Below are 23,648 nucleotides of genomic sequence, written 5' to 3' on the forward strand. Positions count from 1 at the left end.
TTACCGGGACAAGGTGACAGTCTGGCCCGTTTCCGTGGCGCCATCCGGGCGGATGACGGTGAGCCGGAGATCAACCCGGCCGACGTCGCCGGACAACGGGAGCGTGAATTCCCAAGGGTAGGAGGAATCCGCAAGGCGCTGCGTTTCCCTGTTTTTGTCGTCGGGGAACGTCACGGTCAGCGTGGCCTCCTTCACCTGCGAATCGTCTTCCTGCAGATACGCGAAGAGCGTCGTGAGGTTTTTGCCGAAATCGAGAACGAGGGCACGCAGGCCTCCGGTTTTGTCTTCGACGTAATCGTTTTCCCATACGCTGCCGGGAGCGGGAGGAGTGGTGGCGGCGGTTTGCAGATCGCGGGCGAAGCCGGGGCGCGGGGTCACGCCGGGAATCACGACCGCCACGATGCCGCGGGCAGGCACATCGAGTGCGAGGCGTCCGTCGCGGACAGCAAGAGACCGGGAGGAAGCGTTGTTGATCCAGTGCTCTGCCTGGAGTGTCGTACCGGAGAGGCCGGACACGCGCGCAGGGTCGATCACTGCTGTGGCGCGGACGGGCGAGCCGGACTCGTTGGTGAAGGCGATGCCGATGGCATGGCCGGTGCGGACGGAGAGGTGGTTGAGTTCGACAGTGCCTTCGGTTTTGACGAGGTCGCGCGGCATCCAGAGCCAGGCTTCGGGTAACGAATAAAACTTCCCGGCACGGTCGCCAACGAACTGGCTCTTCAGGTAGGCGTAGCCTTCGATGTAACGCGAAGGGAACACCACTCGATCGCCGGAACGGGCGCGCACGTCGGTCACCAGATAATCGAGCAGGATGCTCATTTGAGGCCAGATGTGGTTGTAATGAAATGAGTTTACGCTGAGCTCCCTGTGCGGGCGCAGCGGGTAGTCGGCTTTTTCGTAGATCGTGGTGCGGGCGGTGTTGATGTGGTAGCCGGGGAAATTGAGATAGCGGCCAATGATGGCGGAGCGGGCGATGTCATGCAGGAAGGTGTCACCGGTGAGCGCGGCGATACGGAGCATCCAGGGCGCATGGTTGGCCATGAAAATGGCGCGGTGCCCGGCAGAGGTGCCGGATGACTCGGGCGTGAGCCCGATTTCGGAGAGCCGCCACGCGGGCACCCGTTCCTCGGGTGCTTGCATCTGTTCGTGGCCCTTGCGCCGGAGATACCAGTACATGGGGGCGAGGCCGCCTTCGTTGACCGTGATCTCCTCGTCGGGCACGCGGGGACACATCCAGATATACATGGCGAAACGGCGCGCGCCTTCGCGGGCGGCATCGAGATAGCGGCGGTCGCCGGTGGCCTCGTGGAGGCGCACGAGTTCGATCCAGTGCGGGGCATGCGAAGTCCAGAAAAAGAGTTCGCCGGCATCGCGATCGATGAAGGAAGTCGCGGGTTTCGTGTAACGGCGTTCCAGATACGTGTCGGCGCCGCGTACGGCTTTTTCCAGAAAAATGCGGTCGCCGGTGTTTTCCCAGAAAGCGAGCATCTGGCGCCAGTCGCCGGCGGGGCCACCGCGGGCGGCGACCTGCCCGGCAAGATGGAGAAGGGCGGGGCTGCGGCCGCCGCTGAGGCCGTAGAGCGCGGCGAGTTCGCTGGCGGTGGTGGCGGGGCCCTTGAGCGCGCGCGAGGGATTCTGGATTTTCTGGTCGGGGTCGAGGCTGAAGAGCGTTTTTTCCCGGGAAAGCATGAACTCGGCGATGGGGTAGCCGATTTCGTCAAACGCACGCCGGTCGTCGGCCACGATGGCCATGTTGATCGGGTTGAGCGAGGAGACGTTCTTGACCGCACCGGGAACGTCGGTGGAGTAGGCGCAGCCTTTCAGCTTGCGGACGAACCACGACCACTGGCTGAGACCATAGGCGAGCATGTTGTCGAGCGTGGTGTTGAGGGAGCCGATGGCGTTGTGGCGGAAGTCGCGGAATCCGTAGAGGTCGCGCGCAAGGTGCTCGAAGACGTCGGGAATCGGGGCGCGGGCCTCGACGAGGCGGACTTTGAAGGTGAAGGCTTCGCCGGGGGAGCGATGCGAACCGGGACCGCCGAGCACGGGAGCGAAGAGCATGCCGCGAAATGCGCCATCGCGGTCGCGCGTGGCAATGCCGAAGCGGCTGTTGGCGAAGGCAGGCAGGGGTTGAAAGGGCAGTTCGTCGGGTTCGGCGATGACGCCGGTGGTGCGGCCATCCTTGTGTCGGACGAGGGCGGCGGGAAGCGGGCAGAGATATGCAGGCGTGAGGAAGGAGCGGTCGGGCACGCGTTTTTCCGTCCAGATGAGCGGCTGCCAGATTTCGGCCAGATCGGCGGATTCGACGCGGGGTGCTCCGGTGTACCCGACCGAAAAATACGCACCGATTTTGGAAACAAGGGTGAAGGTGAGCAGAGGCAGGCTCTCGGCGGTCCCGGAGGCGGGCGGAGTGAGCGTGGCGGTGAGCGTGAAGCGGGGGTCTTCGGGAAACTCCCAGCGGGTGATGCCGTCGGCGCCGGTGGTGGAGCGGGTGGCGCGCAGGGAGACCACCTCACCGGCGGCGAAGAGGTTGGCGGTGCGACCGTCGGCCGCGGCATCGAGAATGCTGTCGTCGAAGCCGTCGCCTGCGATCGCGGCGTCGCGCTGGACGGCGGCGTAGTCGGATCGGCCTTTGTCGTGCGCAAGCCAGGTGGGGACATTGTAGCTGACGGCCTTGACGCCAGCGGGGCGCATGGCGACCTGCGGATCGGTGTCGCGGATGAGGACGACGAACCGGGAGGCAAACACTGTCGGGTTGTCCGCATCGGAGCCGGTCGCGTGCGCCGTCTTCACAACCAGGAGGAAGACGCCCAATGAAATCAGGAAGCGAGGCAGAGGGTGGCGCATGGGAAGGGTGGGGTGAGGGGCGAGATCGGTTTCCGGATTTTCGGGCATCATGGCCGCGCGTCGGGGAGCAGGAATCCGCAGAGATAGAGCTGATGGGGCGTGAACGCAGCCGGATCCTTTGGCGAGTGACCGCGGCGTTTCAATATCGGGATTTTGTCGATTTGCTCGTCGAGCAGCTCCACGCGCACTGTATGCGCGCCGGACTCAAGCGCATGCGGAAACCACCACACCGCGAGCCGGTAGTGGCCTTCCACGCTGAACGAATCGAAAAACGTTCCGGTTGCCGGCGGGAGATCGTCCACCGTTACGCGGAAGCGGCCATTGTCGGGACCTTTCATACCGAGCAGTCCGATGGCAGTCCCTTTGAAGGGAGTTGTGACCGATGTTCCCGGTTGCGTCGCCAGCCAGAGCGGAGGCGTGAGTTGGGCCGGTTGCCAGGCGGTGCGTTTGTCACCCGCGGGGATTTGCTCCCAGGCACCGGAACGGCTGGCGGAGGCGACAGGGACGATGCCTGCGTGTTCCCACGGCGCCGTTGTCAGAGGCAGGGGCAGGGCATGCGGCCGGGAGGATGGGGAGGTGCCGGCGGGAGGGGTCATCATCTGTTTCAGGGCCGGACCGATGATTGAAAAGTACAGGCGGTGTCCCGCTGGCAGCGGGTGAATGCCGTCGGAGGTGAACACGGTGCGTCCGTCCTGGTCACGTCCCAGCGCATCGAGCCCTTGGGATGACCCGCGCATCACGAGTTTCCCGGCGGTGGCGAGTCGCGCCACCTCGGTTCCAGGGTGGAGGGAGGGGATGCCGTAGTGCGCGGCCACTTCATCCATCACCCGGCTTGTTTCCGGACTGCGTCCGGCTTCGTAGTCCGGGAGCTGATCCTGACTGACGGTGTAAATGAAACAGATATCGGTCGACGGGTTTACCTGCCACGTCTGGCGGACGATACCTTCCATCGCCTCACGTATCCGGGTTTCGGTGGCAGCGGAATCGTTGACGGCAAACTCCACGAAGAGGAGGTCCGGGCGATACTCGATCACCTGCGTTTCCAGACGGCATGCTCCAAAATCCGAACCGGTGCCCGGGATGGCGGCAAAAATCTCCTCCACCGTCGTCTGCGGGAACTCCCGTTTCAGAAAATCAGTCGTGAGGGTGCGCCATCCCCAGGACGCCGTGATGCTCCCGCCAAGATACGCCACGCGTACCGGTTGGCCCACCTGTACTTTGGCCTGGATGTTGGGAAGACCGGCGCGGAGATTGACCGTCGGCAAGGGCGCCGGCGAACGGGTTGCATCGACGGTTTCCGCTGCAGTCAGGGTGCAGGCGACGAGCATGGGGAGAGCGTGACGGAAAACGATGTGCAGGAGATCTCGTTTCATCGGGAGGCGGTACCGGAAAGGGTGAGGTCATCGGTGACGGTTTGCCGGCCGTCCGCAGTGGTGAGGCGGAGACGGAATTTCGCGGGACGTTCCACCGGCCACGGATACACGGTAAGTTCGAAGGGGAAGCGGTCCACGACGCGTGGAGTAGCGGGGGTGTCGCCATCGATGAGAAGTTCGACCTTCGATCCTTCGGCGGGGCGGCCGGTGAGGCAGAGGTAGAGCGAATCCTTGCCGAAGGGAGAACGGATGCGCCAGGCGTGCAGCGTTTCCCAGGGGCCGCCGAGGTCGGCGGAGATGGGCCCGGCGGTGACGGGCGGGAGGGCGGCGGCCTTTTCCGGCGCGGCGGTGGAAGCGAAGCCGAGGGCGACGAGGCCTCGCGGAGGAACGGTCAACGAGGGCGTCCATGGGGCCGGTTCGGTGGCGGAGGCGCCGGGCGCAGCGGTGCGGACGAGCACGGGTTGCTGCGTGTCCACCCGGAGCGCGGCGGCGTCGAGCTGGACGCGGGCGGGGCGGGCGTCGGAGGCGTCGTTCATGAGCACGACCCAGAAGCGCTCCGGCGTACGCGCGGCGATCCAGTTGAGGCCGGGGTCGTCCACGGTGACGCCGTGCGGGAGGAGCGGGCGGGCGTCGTGCTCGCCGAAGATCTCGCCACCGCCCTGGCCGAAGACGCGGTTGTTGAACCAGACGTAACCGGCCTGCTGCGCCCAGGGGAACTTGATTTCGCCGCCGGAGCGCAGTTCGGCCTCGGCGAAGAGCCAGTCGAGCGTGAAGGCGAGATGCGGGGGGATGTGGTGATAATAAATGCTGGTGACGTCCGGGCCTTTGTAGGGGTAGCGGGCGGATTGGGGGAGGTCGGTGAAGCCGCGCAGGTAGTAACCGGGATAGTTGCCGAAGCGGCCGACGATGCCGTTGCGGGCCGAGTCGCGGTAAACGGGATCGCGCGTAAGGGCGTGGAGGCGGAGGAGTGAGGGCGTCCAGCTGGACATCAGGATCGTCTGGAAGCCTTCGGTTTCGCCGCGGCTGGCACCGGCGAAGAAGGTGGAAGGCTGTTCGAGGCTGAGGCCGACGGGAGAAACGATCCAGGCCGGGACGGTGTGTTCGAGCACGTCGCCGGGCTGGCGCGGCCAGCCGAGCCGGAAAGGCTTGCCACCGCGCCACCACAGGTGGGTGTTGCCGATAAAATCGTTGCCCTTGTGGATGAGTTCGGGCGCGGCAAGGTTGCCGGCAGGCGGCGCGGGTTGGGAGCGGAGGCCGGCGACGGTGAGCATGGCGCCGGTGCGCGCGGCCTCGAGCCAGCGGGCATCGCCGGTGAGTTCGTGGAGCGCGAGCAGATCCCACCAGACGGGGATGAAGTCGTGGTTGTAGAAGGGGGCGTAGCCGATGTCGCCGGTCTTGCGGCCGTCGATCTCGCGGGCCACCCACTCGGCGGCCTGGCGGACGGCCGTATCCAGGAGATCAGGACGCGGTTCGAGGCGATAGAGGGCGAGGGTGTCGGAGAATTTTGGAATCCAGTGCTGCACAGAGCCGGCGCGGGCGGCGCGACGCGCGAGGTCGGCGAGCCAGGGGTTGGCGCCGGGGCCGAGAAGCGAGTCGAGCCCCTGCCAGTAAGCGGCACCATAGTAGCGGCTGGGGGTGGCGAGGCGCACGGCTTTTTCATCGGCGTAAACGGGCTGGGTTTTCGGCACTTCGAGCGCGAAATGCGCGGCGGTGCGGGTGAGCGTGTATTCGATGGTGGGCAGGGCGCGGGAGACATAGAGCGCCTCGTCGTCGGCGAGTACGGCGGCGGAAACGACGGCGAGAGGCGCGGAGTGGGTGACGGTGCCGGGCGCTTCGATGTTCCAGAAACCCTTGAGGCGGGCGTCCCAGCCGCCGGCGTCCTCATCGGTCATGAGCGTGAAGATGTTGCGCGCGGCCCGGGTGATGGATTGCTCGACGGGGTGGCGGTAGTCGGTGACGTTGAAGATGCGTTGCGTGGCGTAGGCGAGGGTGTCGCGCCAGTCTCCGGCGCGGGCGAACACGCGCCAGCGCAGGGTGTGCGTTTCGCCGGCACGCCAGCGGGAATCCTCGAAACCGAGGACGGGCTGAAAGACGGCGGGCTGGAGGCGTCCATCGTCGGCCTGGAGCGCGAAGCCATAGCGGGCGTTGCGGACGTGCGGCCATTCGAAGGGGATGCCGGCGGGCGAGGCGGCGACGCCGAGGGTGAGAGCGGGGAGGGCGCCATCGGGCGGGAGTTCGATGAGAGAGAGCGGTTGCGGGGTGACGGTGTCGGGCACCATCTTGGCGCCGACGGGGCGGCGCTGGAACTGGTAGAGCGGCGGAAGGAGATTGAACGTCACGTCGGCGGGGGTGTGCGCGGCGAAGGGGGCCGAGACGACCGAGTAGTATCCGTCGGCCCAGGCGGCAAGGGTGGTTGTGACTTCGAAGTCGCCACGTCCCGGGGCGACGCGCCAGACGGAGCGGGCGGTGATCTTGCCGGTGTCGTCCGCGAAGGCGAGTTCGGCGCCGCCGTCAGGAAGTGCGTGGGCGGAGCGGGCGGTGAGGGTGGTCAGGGGGGCGGCTCGCCAGGGATTGTCGGCGTCGGCCCCGGTCGTGTAGTCGCGACCACCGACGCGGACGCGGAGGGCGTTGGCGGGGTTGCGCCAGCGGGGGTTGATCTGGCCGGTTTCGAGGGTGTTTTCCGCGGTGTGGAGGATGAAGAGGCTTTCGGGATCGTTGCCGGAGTCGGGGTCGCCGGGGAGGGGAATCCAGCCGTCGGGGGCATCGGGCGTGGCAACCTCGGTGATGCGGCGGACGGAGCCGTCTTGCGAAACGAAGCGTATGCGGATCCGGTCGCCGGCGAGCGTGGCGACCGGCGTGGCGGGCGCAGCATGGCCCGCGGTGGCGCGGACATTGTCGGCGATCCGGGGAGGACCGGAAACGGGGGCGGGTTTGAGGACGAGCGGGGTGACGCGGTGGCGGAGCAGCGCGGCGCGGGAGAGCGCGTTGGGGTCGAGCGTGGCGTCGGTGGTGAAAAGGAGCGCGTCGCAGCGGCCGTAGAAGCGGGTGACGTCGATCAGCTCGATGGCGGTGTCGCCGGCGGGGAGCGGGAGGGTGCCGAGTTTTTCCCAAGCCCATTCGTCGTGCCCGTGCCGGCCGGCCTCGCCGGGGAGGCGGGTGCCGTTGATGGCGACGGCGTAGCGGCGGTCGCCCTGGCGGGTGTGGACAAAGTCAACGGCGCGCGCCCACATGGTGTAGTTGCCAGCCGATGACACGTTGATGGCGGTAAACGCGTTGAGATCGGAGCCGGAGGCGCGCAGGATGCGCGGGCCGAACGAGCCGCCGCGTGTCTCCTGCAACCAGCCGCCGGTGAACTGGAATTCGCCGGCGAGAACGAGCAGGGTCCGGGGCGCGGGTGTCGCCGCAGAAAGGCCGAAGGGCTGGAGGCCGAAAGCGGAAAGGAAAAGCGCTGTCAGGCAGAGGATGCGTTGCAGGATGGTTTTCATGGAATGGAAAGAGGAGCGACCGGCGGATGTTTTTTTTCTGTTTTCGGGCTTTCGGGTGTTTCTGTCTCGTGGATTTGCCCGTCGTCGGACGCGTCGCGCTGTTTCTCACGGAGAAGGCGGACAAGGGCGACGAGGTCGCGCGAGCCGCCCCACAGGAACCAGATGACCGTGCCCGTGCCGACGATCGCGCTGACGAGGATCACGAAGAGCCAGAAGCCGGCCCAGACGTTTTTGCTGAAGCCGATCGTCAGCCCGAGGATCGTGCCGAGGACAAAGATGAGCGTCCAGAAGCCGGTCCAGCCGAGTTTGAAAAGGTAGATGGCATTATCGCCGCGGGTGAAGTTCCGGGTGAAGCCGAGCACACGTTTCCAGCGAGGCAGCCCGGCGAGATCGGGAACGGAGACGGCCTCGCTGGCGAGGGCGTATTGGCCGCGGTGGAGAATGCGGTCGAGATTGGCGGGTTCGCGGCAGGTGGCGAGCGAGACGAGGACGTAGCTGACGATGCTGGTGGCGTAGGCGATCATGGCGAGCCAGGCGCCGTTGACCGGAAACTTTGGCGCGAGCGCGACGAGGGCCGGGATGTGCGGCCAGGCGGCTTGCAGCGTGATACCGATGATCGCCACTGCGCAGCCGGAAATCATCGCCGTGTACGCGCCGGCAGTGGTGCCGCGTTTCCAGTAAAGGCCGCCAATGATGACCGCTCCGGAGCCGCCAAGATAGATCGTGCCGGTAAGCAGGAAATACATGAAGAGGTAGTCGCGCAGGGGGAAGAAGGCGCTCCAGCAAAACGCGAACACGGCGACAAACACGATGGAGGCGCGCAGCAGGAAGAGGTGGGCGCGCTGGGAGAGCGGCGGCTTGCCGTGGCGGAAGGGAAGCACGACATCCTGCACGAAGATGGAGCCCCACGAATGCAGGTAGGAGTCGTCGGTGGCGACGGCGGCCATGACCATCGCGGCGGCGAGCAACCCGACGATGCCGGCGGGCAGCAGGGCGACGAGGGTGACAGGCACGGTCATCTGGGTGGCGGTCTGCGGGTCGCCGATGGCGGCGAGGGAGGTTTGCGCGGATTGCTGCACGGCGTCGTAGCCGGCGTGATGCAGGACCACGTAAGCGGCAATGGGCAGGATCATGAGCATGAGATAGGTGACGCCGTTGCGCCACTCGGCGAGCACGCGGGCCATCTTGGCTTCGTGCGGGGTGCGCGCGGAAGCATTGTAGCCGGAGGTCCCCTGCCAGCCGAGGCAGTTGTAAAACGCCTTGAAGGCAAAGATGGCAAAAAACCAGAAATTGAAATCGCTGATTTTTGACTGGTCAAAGGGATCGAGCAGCGACTTGCCGGGGGCGGTGGCGGAGAGCGCCTCGACGGTGTGTCCCCAGCCGACTTTGTAGAAGACGACGGCCATGAGGACGAGGAACACAATGTTGAGGAACTGCGCCTGGAAAAAATCGGTGACCATGACAGCGACCATGCCGCCGCCGAAAACAAGCAGGAGCGCCATGCCGAGGAAAAGCGCCATGATGACAAGCAGCGTGCGCACCTCGACGCCGGCAATGGTGAGCGTTTGCGGCAACCCGCAGAAGTGGATGAAGAAGTTGGCGACGATGCCGGGAAACACGCCGTAGTTGAGAACGCCCGACACCCACGTGAGCACGCCGGCGAAGATGCGGAAGCGGCGCGAGTAGCGCATTTCGAAAAACTGCGCCATGGTGAGCGCGCGCGTTTCGCGGAACCGGTAGGCGACCCAGCCGCTCATGGCCACGACCATGGCGATAGGGGCGAGCATCATGCCCCACCAGTAGGCAGCGAAGCCGGCCTGGTAGAATTTTTCGAAGTTGGCGATGATGCTGGTGACGCCGAATGCGGCGATGCCTTCCGAAAGCGTGAGCAGGTAGCGTCCGGCGCAACGGTTGGCGGCGAGGAAATCGGAGACGCTGCGCGTGTAGCGACGTATCCACAGCGCCACGCCGGCCAGAGCGATGGCGGCGGCGATAACGATGGACCAGTCGAAGGGAGTCAGATGCATGGAAAACGAAGAGCAAGGGCACCGGGAGGCGAGCGCCATGCTGGAAAACGGGAAAATGACGATGAAGGGAAATACGACTACCAGGGTGTGAGAGCGGTGCCGGTGGGACTGCGATCCACTCCCCGCCAAAACATGGATGCCTGGCTGTAAGGCATGCGCTTCTGCTCGGGTGGCGGGAAATCATTTCCGCTTTCAGGTGGACGAAGCCGGTCGACATGACCGTCAGCAAACACACAATAAACCCATCCATCGTTGCGCGGAGCAGCCTTCCCCATTTCCAGATTGATGCTGTAGGAGTCCCCGATCAGCACCGTCCTTGATGGCATGGCAATCTGGCTGAACTGGAGTGGCGTCGCGGGCGTAGTGCGTATGCCCGAAGTGGTGTATTGGCTCAGGTAGGCATTGTATCCATACGAACGACAGGCGTCTTTTTTTTCCATCAATGGAGTGACGAAGACAGTGCGACCGTAAACTTCCATGAAACGATCATAGGTATCGGGGGAGGGGGGCATCGAGGGCAAGGGACGTCCCGGATGGAGGATTTTCCAGAGTTCGTGCAGCCAGTAGTGGCCGGTGTTCGAGTCACCGTCATATACCGGGAGTTTCTGATTGTTTTCAGTGACGAAAATCTGGGTGGCGGCGCCGAGCTGGCGGAGATTGCTCATCGACGTGGCCATGCCGGCTTTTTTCCGGACACTGCCGACGACCGGGATCATGATGCCGGCGAGGATGCCGATGATGGCGATGACGGTGAGGAGCTCGATCAGGGTGAAACCCTGGCGGGGGCGGGATGCGTTTTTCATGGGGAGTCGGGTTTATGGAGTCAGGGTGAAAGGCTGACCGCCGGCGGGGAGGTCGATACGAAGAAGACCGGCAGCGGAATGCCAGACAAGAACAGGACCGGCTTCGGCCCCGGTCAGCGTGACGGAGCCGGCGTCGGGAGCAATTTCGAAGCAGGTGACGAAGACCGGCGGCAGGTATTTTTCGGGGTTTCCCACCAGCGCCCAGCCGCGAATGACAGGTGAGAGAATCACGAAGGCGTCAGTGAGGGGTGCGAGGGTGAAGGTGACGGCGGGATCGTCGGCCGGGAGAAGGCGGGCGGTGCGGGCAAGGGTATCGTAAAGGAGGACCGGGTGGTTTTCGGAAGCGGGCAGGACGCCCGCGCCACTCGCCGGGAGCATGGCGTCGCGGTATTGGAGATCGTCCATGTGCCATGCGCCGCGGACGGTTTTCCCGGGGTGAGTGAGATTATAGGCGGCCAGTGCGGCGCAGCCGTGCGGGAGCGGGGCGATCACGCGGTACGCCTCGTTGTCCTCGTAAGGATCCATGAATACGCTCTCGGGCGTGGGAACTGCCGGAGCGAGCGGGCGCAGGATTCGACCGTCGGAAAGATGGAGCGGCGTGATCAGCTCGCGGACGAAATCGTCGGGATGATCGGAGAGATAAACCGGACCGCCGGAGATCGCCTTGCTGCGCGCCATGAGCGGACCGGCCACGCGGTCGCTGCTGTGAAACATGTCGTGATCGCCCCACACGGTCTGGCCCATCCAGAGCATGTTGCCGAGGGAATTGTGCAGATGGTGCTTCGCGCGCCAGGCGTCCTCCTTCTTGTAGTCCTCGCTGCATCGCATGACTTGCGACACGGGTTGATGAAGGATGCACAGGTTGTTGTGAGCCATGCAGCCGATGACGGCCTCGAAATGCGCGGCGACGGATTTTTCGAGTCCGTGGCGGCAACCGGCGGCGGCAACGACGGCGTTCCGGACGTTGGATGATCCGGCGTACTTGCGAAGATTGGCGGCCTGGTTGTCCACCTTGAGGAAATCGAAACCGGCCTCGTAAACAGGTTTCGTGAAAGCTTCGTAAAAGACATCACCGTCGCCGGGCTGTTCGCCGGGGAGTTTTGCGGAATCGGGGGCGTCGTCGAGCGGGACGAGGTGACTGTCGATGTCCGTGCCGAGAGTGTGATCGGCAGCGATGCCGCCCCAGTAGCCGTTGTGGTTGAGCCAGAGGCCGAGCCAGCGCAGGCGCGGATCGGCGTCGGCGGCGGCGCGCACGGGAGCCCAGCCGCGGGGGAATTTTTCCGGGTGCGGATGCGCGCTGTGCAGGCAGCGGGCGTGCAGGGCGGCGGAGACCTGGCCGGGACCGTCGGCGGCGCCTTCACGGGTTTCGATGAGCGGGTCGGTGGCGCGGCTGCCGTCGTCGATGTGGCCGTCGTCGATCAGGGCCCAGCGTACGGGCACGGGAGAGGCGGCGAGGGCGCGGAGGGCGCCGGTGATGATGCGTTCGTTGATGTCGAGCTTGAACTCCTCGAACGAACACCAGCCGAGATACTCGAAAACCTCCGGGTAATGTTTGTCGCGGCGGAGACGGCCGACGCCGCGCATGGCCGGGTGCGCGAGGGCGATTTCCCAGACGCGGGCGCAGGCGGCGTAAGGACTGGAGGCGCGCGCGCAGGCAAGGAGGGGGAGTTCGCCGGTAAAGGTGGCGTCGGGGGCGCCGTAGTGCGACGCCTCGATACAGAGGGCGGCGGCATCGACGTCGCCCTGGAGCCAGGCGACTGACCTCATGCCGGCGAGCGGGAGAAGCGCGAGATAATCACCCTCGGCAAGTTCGAAGAGAGCGAACATGCCGCCGCGTTTGGCATGATGGAGTTCGTCGGCGGAACGGAGCGGAAGGGGGTGACACTGATTGTAGCCTTCGGGCCAGAGGTCGAGGTCGGGATTGATCGCATGGCGCTGGAACGGGGCATAATAGCAGCAGGTGCTCCATGCGGGGAGGATGACGGGCGCCGCCGCAAGCAGGCCATCGGCGCGTGGTACGGCGTTATGTAACGAAATTATAAATACGATTTCGTCGCCTGCGACCGGGAGACGGGCGGCGAGATCGAGGACGAGGACTTGCGGTTCTGTGTCGACGGCGGGCATGGGTGCGGGTGACGGGCGGGCCGGGCTGCGATTATTCGAGGATCAGTTCGAGCACGGGATAAACGGCGCGGGCCTCGGGGCGGTTGTCCTTGGAATAAAAGGCGGCGCCCGGTGCCTTGTTGCCGCCTTCGCTGGTGACCACGAGCGTGATGATCGGGAGCGGCTCGCCGAGCGCGGGAGCGGCGGGGAGTGGCGAGGAACTGCCGCCGCGGGCCAGCGCCCAGTTGACATAACCGGCCAGACGCTCGGGCGAGAGCCGGAACGGTTCACGCGATTCGAAGGCGCGGGCTTCGGAAAGATCGACCTCTGTCGAACCAAGGCGCACCGCGCCGGCGGTTCTGGTGACAACCTCGAGGGAAGCCGCTGCGAGGGGAGAGGTTTCCCAGATGACGGTTTTTTCGTCCCACGCCGCGGGTTTTACGCCGGTCACGCCCCATACGGCGAAGGGAACGGGTTCCGCGGCAGCATCGCCGATCCGGGAGAGCGGTATGAGCAGGAGCGTGGCGGACTTCACGGAGCGGCCCGAGCGGATGACCGGCGCGAGTTCGAACTGGAGGAGCGTGCGGCGGATGTTGCCTTCGCCGCGGTTGGCGACGGCGAGCGCCCTGGGATTTTCCGATACGCTGTTGTCGCTGCGCACGAAGGCATCCTGCGCCGGCGTGAGGCGGAGGGTGTCGGAGAAAAGCCCGGAAGGCTGAAGGGCCAGCAGGGCGGAGAACAGGAGGAGGGTTCGGACGGGTTTCATGGAAGGGATCGGAAGGGAATGACGGGAGCGGGACGGCGCGGGACAAATTACCGTTTGCGGCGGCGCAGCACGGCGGTGGCGGCGAGGATGCCGGCCCCGAGGAGCGCGGCGAGGGCGGCGGGTTCGGGAACGGCAGTCACGAGGAAGCCGAAATCGTTGCCGCCTGCGCCGAGTTGGTAGCTGGCGAGGAAGGTGTTGTTGCCGAGCGTGAAAATCCGTCCCTCCTCATAGCCAAGGAAGCTGCCGGCGATCGAACCTGTGCCGGTATTTTCGAGAAGGATGAGCTGGGTGTCGAACGCGAGCGCATCGAGACCGGCCAGCGAGGAGATATCGAGCAGGGCTCCGGCTGCGATGGTCACGGGGCCGCCGACCTTGAGAGTGAGCACCGAGGTGGTCGAGGACGGAGCCAGCGACACCGCAAATCTGCCGCCGTCATCGAAGGAGAGGCTTTGGCCGACAACGCCGCCCGTGGCGCCGCCTCCGGCAAAAATGCCGCCGGCGCGCACGATGACGTTGCTGGAGGGCAGGCTGGTCGTGAGGACGAGACGGCCGGCGTCGACAGTCGTTGCGCCGGAATAGTCCATCGACCCGCTGCCGCCGGAGAGCACCAGCGTGCCGAGGCCGGCTTTGGTGAGGCCGCCGTTTTTGATGCCGGTGGTGATCTCGAAATCTTCGTCGGCCGCGCCGTCGTTGATCGTGAAGATGCGGTCGGCGCCTCCCAGGTCGATGTGGCCGTTGCCGGCGCCGCGGATGATTCGCGCCCCGGAGTCGACGCCGGTGGCGTTGGTGTAGGTCAGGTTTCCGCCCAGCCTGAGAACGCCGGAGGCGGAGGTGGCGGTGTCGTAAAGCGAGAGCGCGTTCAGGATGCTCGCGCTGCCGTCATGGGTGATCGACAGGCCGCCGGCGCCTGTTTCGAGCACGCCTCCGATGGAGCGCGTGCCGGCGCCCGTCGTGACCGCCACCGCGCCGCTCGAAAGCGTCGCGCCGCCGGAGACGGCGAACGTGCCGCCTCCGAGCGATAACGAGGCGACCGTTTCGGTCAGCCCGGAATCGAGCCGCACCGTGCCGCCGGTGACGGCGATGCCGGCGGTGTCGGCGATCTGGTTGGAGCGCGCCCAGACGACGGAGCCGGCGGAGACGGCGAGATCGCCGGCGACGGCGTCGGTGCCGTCCGCCTTGTCGAGCGTGAGCGTGACGCCGCTGGCGGAAACGGCGGTCGCGCCCGTGAAGGTGTTGGCCGCCGTATCCGTGGAGCCGTTACCGAGGACGACCTTGCCGCTGCCGGCGAAGGTCAGCCCGTTGCCGGCTCCGGTAAACGCGCCGCCAAGCGTGAGGGTGTTGGCAGCGTTATCGAGCGTGACGGTGTGAATGGCATTCGAACCCTGAAGGGAGCCGCCGTTCGTGAAGGCGAGATTGCGCGTGGCCGCCGCGCTGAAAATCGTCACGTTACCCGCGAAGTTGAGCTTGTTGGCGAGCGAGCGGTCGCTGCCGCCGGTCGTCCGCAGGAGGCCGCCTTTCAGGGTCAGGTCACCGCTGCCGAGCGTGGTGTTGTTGTTGAGGGCGAGGCGCCCGCTGTTCAGGACAACGCCGCCGGAAAACGTGGAGTTGGCGGCATTCAGGACGACGGTGCCGCTGGAGGAATAATCAACGACCAGGGCTCCGGAGCCGCTGATGGTGCCGGAAAGCCAGAGATTGCCGGCATTGGCGCCGGCGCTCGTGATCGAGGTGTCCGCATCGAGCCGGAGCTGGGCGGCGATGGTTCTGTCCGCGCTGCTGGCCGAATTGAACTGGATCTGGGGGAGGAGAGCGCCGTTGGCGGTGAAAACGAGCTTCTGGCCGGCGGATGCGGCAATGTTGATCGTACCGGCGCTGTTGCCGCTGAACCGGAGAATGTTGAGGGAAAAATCCCCCGCAATGTCGTTGGTCGCCGTCCAGGCGGAGCCGGTATGGGCAAATTCCAGCACCGTGGAGGCGTCGGAAACAGGGGCCGTGGCGGGGGTCCAGTTGGCATCCGTACTCCATGTCCCGTCTCCCGAAGGACCGTTCCAGATGCTGTCGGCGCGGCCGGCGGGGACGGCGATTGCAGAGGCCAGAAGCACAAACGCGAATGCGGCGGGAACCGCACGCACGGCGGGAGAAAAACGTCCGGAGGCAGGGATGATGGTTGTCATGGTCGGGAGGGGTTGCGGGTGGAAAACAGGATTTAGGAAACGTTTTCGACAACATTTCCTTTTTATCAAGAAGGAAAACGTTTCCGAATCTTATTTCGTTGGATAATTGAAAGTTAAAATTTAGAGACAACACACTTGCGCTGTCGGGCCGGGTGGATTGTTGTTTCTCGCATCGTGATTCGCCGTTCCCGACGCATTTCCCGCACGCCTGCCACTTTGGTTGCCACGACCGAATCCGGCGGCTCCACCGTGAATGGCGGGCGTGTGCCAGGCATCCGCGAACTGGCGGCGGCGGTGGGGCTGAGCGTGAGCACGGTGTCGCGGGCGATGAACAACCGTTACGGCGTCGACGTGGAAACACGCGAGCGGGTCATGGCGGCGGCCCGGGAAATCGGTTACGTGCCCGACGCGGCGGCCCGGCGGCTCAAGTCGCATCCGCGGCTCCGTGTCGAGGTGCTTTTCTCTCCGTATCCGGGACCCAATCACGAAATCAACCCGGCGGCGCTGGCGACCTTGCAGGCGCTGCGCGAACGGGCCGCGGCGCGCGGGATCGCGCTTGCGGTGCGCGAACTGACGGACACGCAGCCGCCCGTCGAAGTCGCGGCAGACCTGGCGGCGCACGTGGCGGAGCAGGCCTTCGATGTCGCGATCACCTACGGGCATTTCCATGATGAAACGCTCGCCGTATTGCGCGACGGGGGGCTGCCGGTCGTGTGCCTGCAAAGCCCGGCCGCCGCTCCGCGCCAGATCGGCGTGACGGTGGACACGGCGGCCGCGGCGTATCAGATAACCCAGTACCTGGCGGCGCTCGGCCATGCGCGCATCGCGCTCGTCGCCGGACCGGTCGAGGCGCTGCACCATCGCGGTTACCATCGGGGTTTTACGGAGGCGGCGGAGGAGTTCGGGCTGGAGTCACCGGAAGCGTGGCGGTTTTCACTCGCGCCGCAGGCACTCAACGAGGCCGGCGCCGCGGCCGCGCTGGCGCCTTTGCTGGCGAAGCCCGCGGCCGAGCGGCCCACGGCGATCGTTTTCGCGTCGGACTGGCTGGCGATGGGCGGGTTGCGTGCCGCCGGAGCGGCAGGGTTGCGCGTGCCGGACGACGTGAGTCTGGCGGGCTTCGACAACGTGCCCGCCGCGGCCGGCCTGAAGCCGGCGCTGACCACGTTCGATGTCCATCACGACGCGATGGCCGACGCCGTCCTCGACGCTGCGATCGAGTTGATGGAAAACCCGCACGCTCCCGCCACGCCGGAGCAGGCCGCCCGCAGGGTGATGGCCGATCTCGTCAAGCGGGCGTCATGTGCGCGACAGGGGCGTCGATGATCGATTCCCCGTTGCCGCCCGCGGATTCATCGAACCGGCCGCTTCCGCCCACCGGTTCCAGAAGCATGCGCACCACGTCGGCGGCGCCGTAACTGTCCGCCCCCGGTTGCAGGTAGCGGGCGATCCCGGCCACATCGGCGCCTGCGGTGACGAGGGGCAATTCCTCGGCGAGGGGATCGCCGGAGGCGCTGGCGGTTTTGCCGGACAGGCGCTGGCCGAGGCCGACCGCGGAGAGCAGCGCATTGCAGAGGCATTTGCGTCCCGCGCTTTCACAGGCAGCGCCGCCCTTGCGCACGAAATCCGCTTCCGGCTCGGCGGAACAACGATACCCCAGAGAACCATCCGGACGCCGCCAGGTCTGCCGCATGTATCCAAGATCGCATATACGTTTGCGGGCCGCATAGGGCGCAGCGTCCGAGAGCGTGTCACCGAGCTGGAGCACCTTGAAGGGAAACCCGGTGGGTGAGGCGCGAGGATCGGTAAACACCCCGGCGCGACCTTCACGGCTGAGCGCGCAGGCGCGGCGTTTGATGTCGGCGGAAAGCCCGGATTCCCGGCAAAAGGCAAAGGCCGTGCCGACCTGCACGCCGGTCGCGCCCTGGGCAATCGCATCCGCCAGCCGGCCGGTCCGGGCGCAGGCTCCGGCCAGCCAGAAGGGCACGCCGAGTTCGCGGATTTTGGCGAGGTCGGGGACATCGCGCGGACCGTAAACGGGCTCGCCATCGTCGCTCAGTTGCAGGGCGCCTCGCGGGGGGGCGTTGTGACCGCCGGCAGGTTCGCCTTCGACGACGAAACCATCCACGCGGCCGTTGGCCTTGCGGGCCAGCGTCGTGGCGAGCGGGGCAGAGCTCACGATGGCGAGAAAATAAGGACGATCGAGCGCGGGCGGAGTCGTCGGCGGCGCCGGAGATGCGGCAGAGGCAGGCTGCGCGGAAAACGAGGCTGCGAAAAACTCCGCGGGATCAAACCTGACGCGAGCCGTCGCGCCCGGTTCGGCGTCCTCGACGGGCAGGTCGAGTTCGGCGGCCTCGCCGCGCGCGAAGCGGTCGAGCACGCCGGGGATGGCTCGCGGGATACCCGCGCCCATGAGCACGTAGTTCACGCCGGCGAGCATGGCCCCGTAGAGTGAGGCCATCGTGGGGAAGGCGATTTTTTCCAGCAGGTTGATGCCGATCACGCCGTCGTGTCCCTCCCTGGCGAGAAAGACTTCCACGAAATTGGCGACCACGGTGAGTTCCGTCAGGGCCTGCGAGGGCGTCACGGATGGCATGGGCACTGCCAGGTACGGTTTCCCGGCGGGTTTGCCGCCGGGTATGAAATAGCGGTCGAGGATGCGGGCCGTCATCGCCGGGACGGGGAACTGGCCGAGGGCACGTCGCAGGTGACCGTCGATGTCACCCTGTTGCAGGCTGCGCGAGAGCACGACGGCCAGAATCGTGCCGGACACGACGCCCAGCTGGCCAAGTTGCGATACGGTGCGAGCCAGACGCCAGCCCGAAACGGCGACGCCCATACCGCCCTGAATGATAATCGGGTGTGACATATGATTGTTCTATCCTCCCCGGAGTCGACTCCAGGGGGAGAAAACCAGCGTGGCGGCTGCTTTCTTAAACCGCTTGCAGGGGCTCAAAGGAAGGGGCATCTGCCTGGAAACAGTGGTATTCCATGAGCTACTGATGGCAGGTAGATATTATTATGTGTCGATCGAAGGAGGCAGCATGACGGGAAAGGATGCTCAACCGTGCCTCAGGGCGTGACAAAACCCGCTCCCGCCTCCCGGACCGTGGTCTTGCCTGGAATCGTCAGCAACGGAAAGGCCACCCGGCGCATGCCGGCGCGGTCGATTTCCATGCCCGGGTCGCCGGTGATATCGAAAAGCGTGGTGCCATCAGGACCCGGCCGCGCGGCGTCGACCTTGAGGCCGCGTCCGCTGCCGTCGGCAAATCGCAACAGCAACCAGCCCGAGGGCGGACGCGCCAAGGTGCCGGCGACGCGGAGCGTGGCGTTTCCGTTGTTTTCCGGGCTGGCGTCGGCGGGAGCGGGCAGGCGGGTGAGCGAGAGCACGTCGACGGGCGAGGCGTGCGGACCGGAAACCAGCGTGGAGCCTCCGCGTGCGAGAACGGTGCCGGCGGCGGCCCAGCGCCAGGCGTTTTGTGCGCCGCCATCGGCCGCCGTTGAAACGCCGGCGGCCCGGCCGCGCAGGCTCCATTCGCCGATAGCGGCGGGACGATCGGGAAGCGCGAGCATCCAGAAGTCGGTGCGACCTCCGGCGAGGTCGATCCTGGCCAGCACCGCCGAACCGTCTGCGGAGCGTCCCCAGGTGATGCCATCGATTTTCGGGCGCTCGCCTTTTGCGACCGGTTCGTGGATGGCCGCCCACAGCGTGATCTCCGATGAGCGCACTTCGCGGCGGCGATAAAGATGCCAGCCGGGGAAACTGTCCTTCTTCGCTGCATCCTGGGCGGTGGGGCGCACGCGTGGCATCCGGCTGAGCCAGCTCGTCGAACCTTCCTGCGGAGCGAGAAACATGCGGATGGCGACGCCGCTTTTTTCCCCGGTCCAGGTGACGTTGAAATCGCTGCGGGTGTCCACGCGTTGCGGCGAGCGCAGCAGGTGGCGCCAGCCCTTGTCCGCGGAGGCGGTGCCGCGCAACACGGCGGCCATTGTCTCGCCAGCCGCGACCAGCGGAGCGGAGACCGTTTGCGCGGCAGCCTCGTCTTCAGTCTGGCGCAGGTATGATTCGTGGACCGCGCCGCCTTGCAGCCAGAATGCGTCGACAACGTAACCGGACCGGGGTCCGGTCCGCACCTGGATCAGCGTGCGTTCCGACCGTGTGATGCCCTCGAAGGCCGGACCGGGCGAGGCGGCGGTGATGGCGCTGACCTGTCCGCCGGAGGCCGTGCCGTCATCGTAATCGAGCAGGGCGCTGCGCGCCCAGTGGCCGCCCCAGGGGCCGAACGGGCCACGCGGCCGCTGCAGGGCGGCGGGCTCGGCCACGGAGGTGTTGTGGGCGAGGGGCGACATGTGGAAGTAGCGGTTGTTGGCCGGCTGGAACGGATAACCGGCGTCGGGGAGCACTTCCTGCCCGTGCGCCCAGAGCTGGAGGGAGAGGCGGCTGTCGTGGAGGTGGCCGCCGCCGTAGCGCCCGCCGCCGGTGAGCCGCGGGACGGAGAGGTGCAGCTCCATGTCGGAGCCGGCGAGGATGAAGTGCCCGAAATCCGGATACGCGCGGGTTTGGGGAGCACGGGGCGAGGCTCCGGGCAACGGCGTCCAGTGCGTGTCGTTGACCGGCACGGCGCGTCCGCCCGGCATGGTGAAGCCGTTCTGGACGACTTCGAGCATCCGGAGCCGCGCGGCGAGATCGCTCAGCCCCGCGGTGTCGACCGGCGCGAGGCCGGAGTCGGCGGCGGCCTGCAGCATGGGGATGAGCAGCCTGAGGTTGCCGGTGACCTGGCGGGCGTAGGAGACGGTGCCTTCCTGCCACATGTTGTCGGCATCCCAGAAAACCGGGTCCCATGCGAGCTGGCGGGCGAGGGCTTCGCACCGCAGCAGGAGCGGACGGTCGCCGAGCACGAGCGCGAGGCTCGCGGCGTGGCGCAGCCCGAACGGCGTGTAATTGGTGACCATGCCGGGCTGGTCCATCAGTTTCAGGAATGCGGCGCTGTACCTCCGCAGCCATGCGTCCACTTCGGCTCGCCGGAAGGGCGTGGAGCCGTTCTCGCGCCAGACGGGCGCCTCGCGCACCAGGGCAAAGGCGATCACGGCGGGGTAGGGGATGAACTGGCCCTCGCTGTGACCCTTGACCGGCGGTTCGGAAAACGGCCGGGAGGCGAGGCCGCCCAGGATGGCGGCGGCGCGTTCGGCTGCGGCCTGGTCGCGTTCGCGGTTCCAGAGATGGGCGAGTTGCCAGGCGGTCCATTCGACCGGCGGCCGGATACTGGAAATGACGGGCTTCGAGCCCTGCGCCTGACGGAAAAGGACGTCGGGCGGGGTGGCGCGGGCGTCGCGGGTGGCGGTTTGCAGGGTGGCGACGGAAACGACGGCCTGCGTGCCTGTCGCGGCATTCTCGAACGGCTCCCGGGAGGCGGCCGGAACGGACGGGAGAGCGGCAAGAACGGAAAAGACTGACAGGAGGGAACGCAGGCTTCGGTTCGGGCGATTCACGGTAAGGACAGGAAGAAGGGGCGGATGTCGTGGACGGACGGGAATGGACAGGAGCCGTGCAGGGGCGCGTCCCTGTCTGCCTGGCCGATCCATCAAGCCTGTCAGTTGTTCACGTGGAAGACTTTTGTCCAGGAGGGATCGACGACATATTCAACGTGTCCGTCCCAGTAGGCCACATTGATACCGTTGCCATGCATCCATTCGGGCCTGCCGCCTTTTACGCAATTCTCGAATTTCGCGTCACTCAGATAGTCGTTGGTATCAGGGGTGACGGCGTCGGCAAACTGGGGAACCCGGGTGAGTTGTCCCAGTTCCGATTCCAGGCTGATGGTCCTGTCGGGCTTGAGCAGGATATAGGAAATCGTTTTCCACTGGCCGGCGAAAGGATTTGTGGCGTACTGCTCCAGGGCATCACGATCGGACGGACACTGGAAAAGCGGGGTGGTTTTTTTCTCTTCCGGATTGGGCTTCAGGTAGGTGTAGAGCTGTTCAAACCAGTAAACGGTGCCTCCCTGACCGTCGTCCGTAACGAAAGGGGAGGTGATCACCCTTCCCCGGTTGTCATGGGTGAAGAGCTGGGAAGCCAGGCAGAGCTGCCGGAGATTGCTGGCGCAGTTTACCCTGCGCGCGGCGCCACGAACCTTGCCGGTGACCGGGATGATGATCGCGGCCAGAATGCCGATGATCGCGATCACCGTGAGAAGTTCGATCAGGGTAAAACCGCGACGGGTGTGCTGAGTTTCCATATCTAATAAGTGATAAATTTAAGAATTTTTAACAAAACTGATTTTGTAAAGCAAAATTCATGCCTGAACGGTGAAGTCCGGGAAGAATGCTTGGTTTTAGGGGGCGAATCAGCAGATTCTTCATCGCGGAAGAGGGAGGAATCGGCGGACAGGAATCACGGTTCTGCTGACCGGAAATAATAAGAGAACGCCCGATTTTTATCGTTATGTCAGCCTGATGCGGCTCAACAGGGGGCGTACGTGTGGCCCGGAGCGGCGGTTCGCCGCGTGCGTCCCGTCGAAACCGCCAACGGGTTTGGCGCTGGCGGCGTGCCGGCCACCTTTCCGGTCATATGGGCAGCGCCCAGCCTTTGGCTCGTTCGACGGCCCGGGACCAGCCGCGGCGAAGGGCATCCATATCGGTTTGCGGGCGCGAAGGCCTGAAGGTTCCTTCCGTATCGGCTTTCCAGATATGATCGAGCGCGGCGCGGTTTTCCCAGACGCCGGCGGCGAGGCCGGCGAGGAAGGCGGCGCCGAGGGCGGTGGTCTCGATCTGGCGCGGGCGGATGACGGTGGCGCCGAGCAGGTCGGCCTGGAATTGCAGCATCGTGGCGCTGCGGGCGACGCCGCCGTCCACGCGCAGTTCGCGCAGGCGCAGGCCGCTGTCGCGCTCCATGCAGGTGATGAGATCGGCGCTTTGCAGCGCGATGGATTCGAGCGCGGCGCGGCAGATGTGGGCGCGGGTGGTGCCGCGGGTGAGGCCCACGAGCGCGCCGCGCGCGTACGGGTCCCAGTGCGGCGCGCCGAGGCCGGCGAAGGCGGGCACGAGGAACGCGCCGCCGGCATCCGGCACGCTGGCGGCGAGTTCGTCGAGTTCGCGGGCGGTACGGACGAGCTGGAGCTCGTCGCGCAGCCACTTGACGGCCGCGCCGCCGACGAAGACGGAGCCTTCGAGCGCGTATTCGATGGCGGTGCGGCCGCCGCCGGGCCGGTCGAGGCGCCAGGCGACCGTAGTGAGCAGGTTGTTACGCGAGGCCACGGCTTTTTCGCCCGTGTGCATGAGCAGGAAGCAGCCGGTGCCGTACGTATTCTTGACCATGCCGGGAGTGCGGCAGGCCTGGCCGAAGAGCGCGGCCTGCTGGTCGCCGGCGATGCCGGCGATCGGGACGCCGGCGGGCGAGAGGTGAGGCGCGACGTGACCGCAGATTTCGGAGCTGCTGCGGATTTCGGCGAGGAGCGAGCGGGGGATGCGGAAGAGGGAGAGCAGGTCGTCGTCCCATTCGCCGGTGTGGATGTTGCAGAGGAGAGTGCGGGAGGCGTTGGTGATGTCGGTGGCGTGGACTCGGCGGCCGGTGAGTTGCCAGAGGAGCCAGGTATCGACGGTGCCGAAGAGGAGGCGGCCGGCTTCGGCATCGGCGCGGGCGCCGGGCACGTGATCGAGAATCCAGGCGAGTTTGGTGGCGGAGAAATACGGGTCGAGGCGGAGCCCGGTTTTTTGAGTGACGAGCGGCTCGACGCCGTCGTTGCGGAGGCGTTCGCAGGCGTCAGCGGTGCGGCGGTCCTGCCAGACGATGGCGTTGTAGACGGGTTGTCCGGTGTCGCGACGCCAGACGAGGGTGGTCTCGCGCTGGTTGGTGATGCCGACGGCGGCGATGGCCTTGGCGGAGAGGCCGGCGCGGGCGAGCGCCTCCACGGCGGTGGCGCTCTGCGTGGCCCAGATTTCGAGCGGGTCGTGTTCAACGTGGCCGGGTTGCGGATAGATTTGAGCAAACTCCTTCTGGGCGATGGCGACGGCTTCGCCGGTGTCGTCAAAAACGATGGCGCGCGAACTGGTGGTGCCCTGGTCGAGAGCGAGAATGTG

At 66.0% G+C, this 23,648-nt stretch carries 13 protein-coding genes; 1 reads left to right on the forward strand and 12 read right to left on the reverse strand.

Annotated features, from left to right (window positions below; genetic code table 11):
- The 8 genes from OPIT5_17320 to OPIT5_17355 all read right to left on the reverse strand — a co-directional run bounded on the left by OPIT5_17320 (position 1) and on the right by OPIT5_17355 (position 15,575).
- Positions 1-2,898, reverse strand: a complete 2,898-nt coding sequence (locus OPIT5_17320; protein ID AHF91720.1) for a hypothetical protein — start codon at positions 2,896-2,898, stop codon at positions 1-3.
- Entirely contained in the window at positions 2,895-4,220 is a 1,326-nt protein-coding gene (locus OPIT5_17325) for an acyl-CoA thioesterase (GenBank protein ID AHF91721.1), read from the reverse strand. The genes OPIT5_17320 and OPIT5_17325 overlap by 4 nt, the downstream gene beginning before the upstream one ends.
- On the reverse strand, positions 4,217-7,705 hold the full coding sequence (locus OPIT5_17330) for a hypothetical protein (protein AHF91722.1): 3,489 nt from the start codon (positions 7,703-7,705) through the stop codon (positions 4,217-4,219). The genes OPIT5_17325 and OPIT5_17330 overlap by 4 nt, the downstream gene beginning before the upstream one ends.
- Positions 7,702-9,732 (reverse strand): sodium:solute symporter, encoded by a 2,031-nt coding sequence (locus OPIT5_17335; GenBank protein AHF91723.1) that lies wholly within the window; start codon positions 9,730-9,732, stop codon positions 7,702-7,704. The genes OPIT5_17330 and OPIT5_17335 overlap by 4 nt, the downstream gene beginning before the upstream one ends.
- Positions 9,733-9,809: 77 nt before the next feature.
- Positions 9,810-10,535, reverse strand: coding sequence for an N-terminal cleavage protein (locus OPIT5_17340; GenBank protein AHF91724.1), 726 nt, complete (start codon positions 10,533-10,535; stop codon positions 9,810-9,812).
- Positions 10,536-10,547: 12 nt separating this feature from the next.
- A complete protein-coding gene (locus OPIT5_17345) occupies positions 10,548-12,659 on the reverse strand; it encodes a raffinose synthase (protein AHF91725.1) in 2,112 nt (703 codons plus the stop codon).
- Positions 12,660-12,690: 31 nt separating this feature from the next.
- Positions 12,691-13,404, reverse strand: coding sequence for a hypothetical protein (locus OPIT5_17350; protein AHF91726.1), 714 nt, complete (start codon positions 13,402-13,404; stop codon positions 12,691-12,693).
- A 47-nt stretch (positions 13,405-13,451) separates the two neighbouring features.
- The gene (locus tag OPIT5_17355) at positions 13,452-15,575 is read right to left on the reverse strand and encodes a glycosyltransferase family 1 (GenBank protein AHF91727.1); all 2,124 of its coding nucleotides are present in this window, start codon (positions 15,573-15,575) and stop codon (positions 13,452-13,454) included.
- Positions 15,576-15,749: 174 nt separating this feature from the next.
- Here OPIT5_17355 and OPIT5_17360 point away from each other — a divergent pair, with 174 nt between their 5' ends.
- On the forward strand, positions 15,750-16,898 hold the full coding sequence (locus OPIT5_17360) for a LacI family transcriptional regulator (protein ID AHF91728.1): 1,149 nt from the start codon (positions 15,750-15,752) through the stop codon (positions 16,896-16,898).
- Here the strand turns inward: OPIT5_17360 and OPIT5_17365 are convergent.
- The 4 genes from OPIT5_17365 to glpK all read right to left on the reverse strand — a co-directional run bounded on the left by OPIT5_17365 (position 16,861) and on the right by glpK (position 23,645).
- The gene (locus OPIT5_17365; protein AHF91729.1) at positions 16,861-18,441 is read right to left on the reverse strand and encodes a 2-nitropropane dioxygenase; all 1,581 of its coding nucleotides are present in this window, start codon (positions 18,439-18,441) and stop codon (positions 16,861-16,863) included. The genes OPIT5_17360 and OPIT5_17365 overlap by 38 nt on opposite strands.
- Positions 18,442-18,644: 203 nt before the next feature.
- Positions 18,645-21,062 carry a hypothetical protein gene (locus OPIT5_17370; protein AHF94477.1) on the reverse strand — a complete coding sequence of 806 codons (2,418 nt, stop codon included), beginning with the start codon at positions 21,060-21,062 and terminating at the stop codon, positions 18,645-18,647.
- Positions 21,063-21,163: 101 nt separating this feature from the next.
- Complete coding sequence (locus tag OPIT5_17375; protein AHF91730.1) at positions 21,164-21,808, reverse strand: hypothetical protein; 645 nt, start codon at positions 21,806-21,808, stop codon at positions 21,164-21,166.
- A gap of 328 nt (positions 21,809-22,136) precedes the next feature.
- Entirely contained in the window at positions 22,137-23,645 is a 1,509-nt protein-coding gene (glpK, locus tag OPIT5_17380; protein ID AHF91731.1) for a glycerol kinase, read from the reverse strand.
- Positions 23,646-23,648: the final 3 nt, after the last annotated feature.

Source organism: Opitutaceae bacterium TAV5 (genome assembly GCA_000242935.3).
Taxonomy (GTDB): Bacteria; Verrucomicrobiota; Verrucomicrobiia; order Opitutales; family Opitutaceae; genus Geminisphaera.

Excerpts from the sequence above, each read along its gene's own strand:
- OPIT5_17345 (AHF91725.1), bottom strand. The coding sequence starts at position 12,659 with ATGCCCGCCGTCGACACAGAACCGCAAGTCCTCGTCCTCGATCTCGCC.
- OPIT5_17340 (AHF91724.1), bottom strand. The coding sequence starts at position 10,535 with ATGAAAAACGCATCCCGCCCCCGCCAGGGTTTCACCCTGATCGAGCTC.
- OPIT5_17335 (AHF91723.1), bottom strand. The coding sequence starts at position 9,732 with ATGCATCTGACTCCCTTCGACTGGTCCATCGTTATCGCCGCCGCCATC.
- OPIT5_17355 (AHF91727.1), bottom strand. The coding sequence starts at position 15,575 with ATGACAACCATCATCCCTGCCTCCGGACGTTTTTCTCCCGCCGTGCGT.
- OPIT5_17320 (AHF91720.1), bottom strand. The coding sequence starts at position 2,898 with ATGATGCCCGAAAATCCGGAAACCGATCTCGCCCCTCACCCCACCCTT.
- OPIT5_17325 (AHF91721.1), bottom strand. The coding sequence starts at position 4,220 with ATGAAACGAGATCTCCTGCACATCGTTTTCCGTCACGCTCTCCCCATG.
- OPIT5_17330 (AHF91722.1), bottom strand. The coding sequence starts at position 7,705 with ATGAAAACCATCCTGCAACGCATCCTCTGCCTGACAGCGCTTTTCCTT.
- OPIT5_17375 (AHF91730.1), bottom strand. The coding sequence starts at position 21,808 with ATGGAAACTCAGCACACCCGTCGCGGTTTTACCCTGATCGAACTTCTC.
- OPIT5_17350 (AHF91726.1), bottom strand. The coding sequence starts at position 13,404 with ATGAAACCCGTCCGAACCCTCCTCCTGTTCTCCGCCCTGCTGGCCCTT.
- OPIT5_17365 (AHF91729.1), bottom strand. The coding sequence starts at position 18,441 with ATGTCACACCCGATTATCATTCAGGGCGGTATGGGCGTCGCCGTTTCG.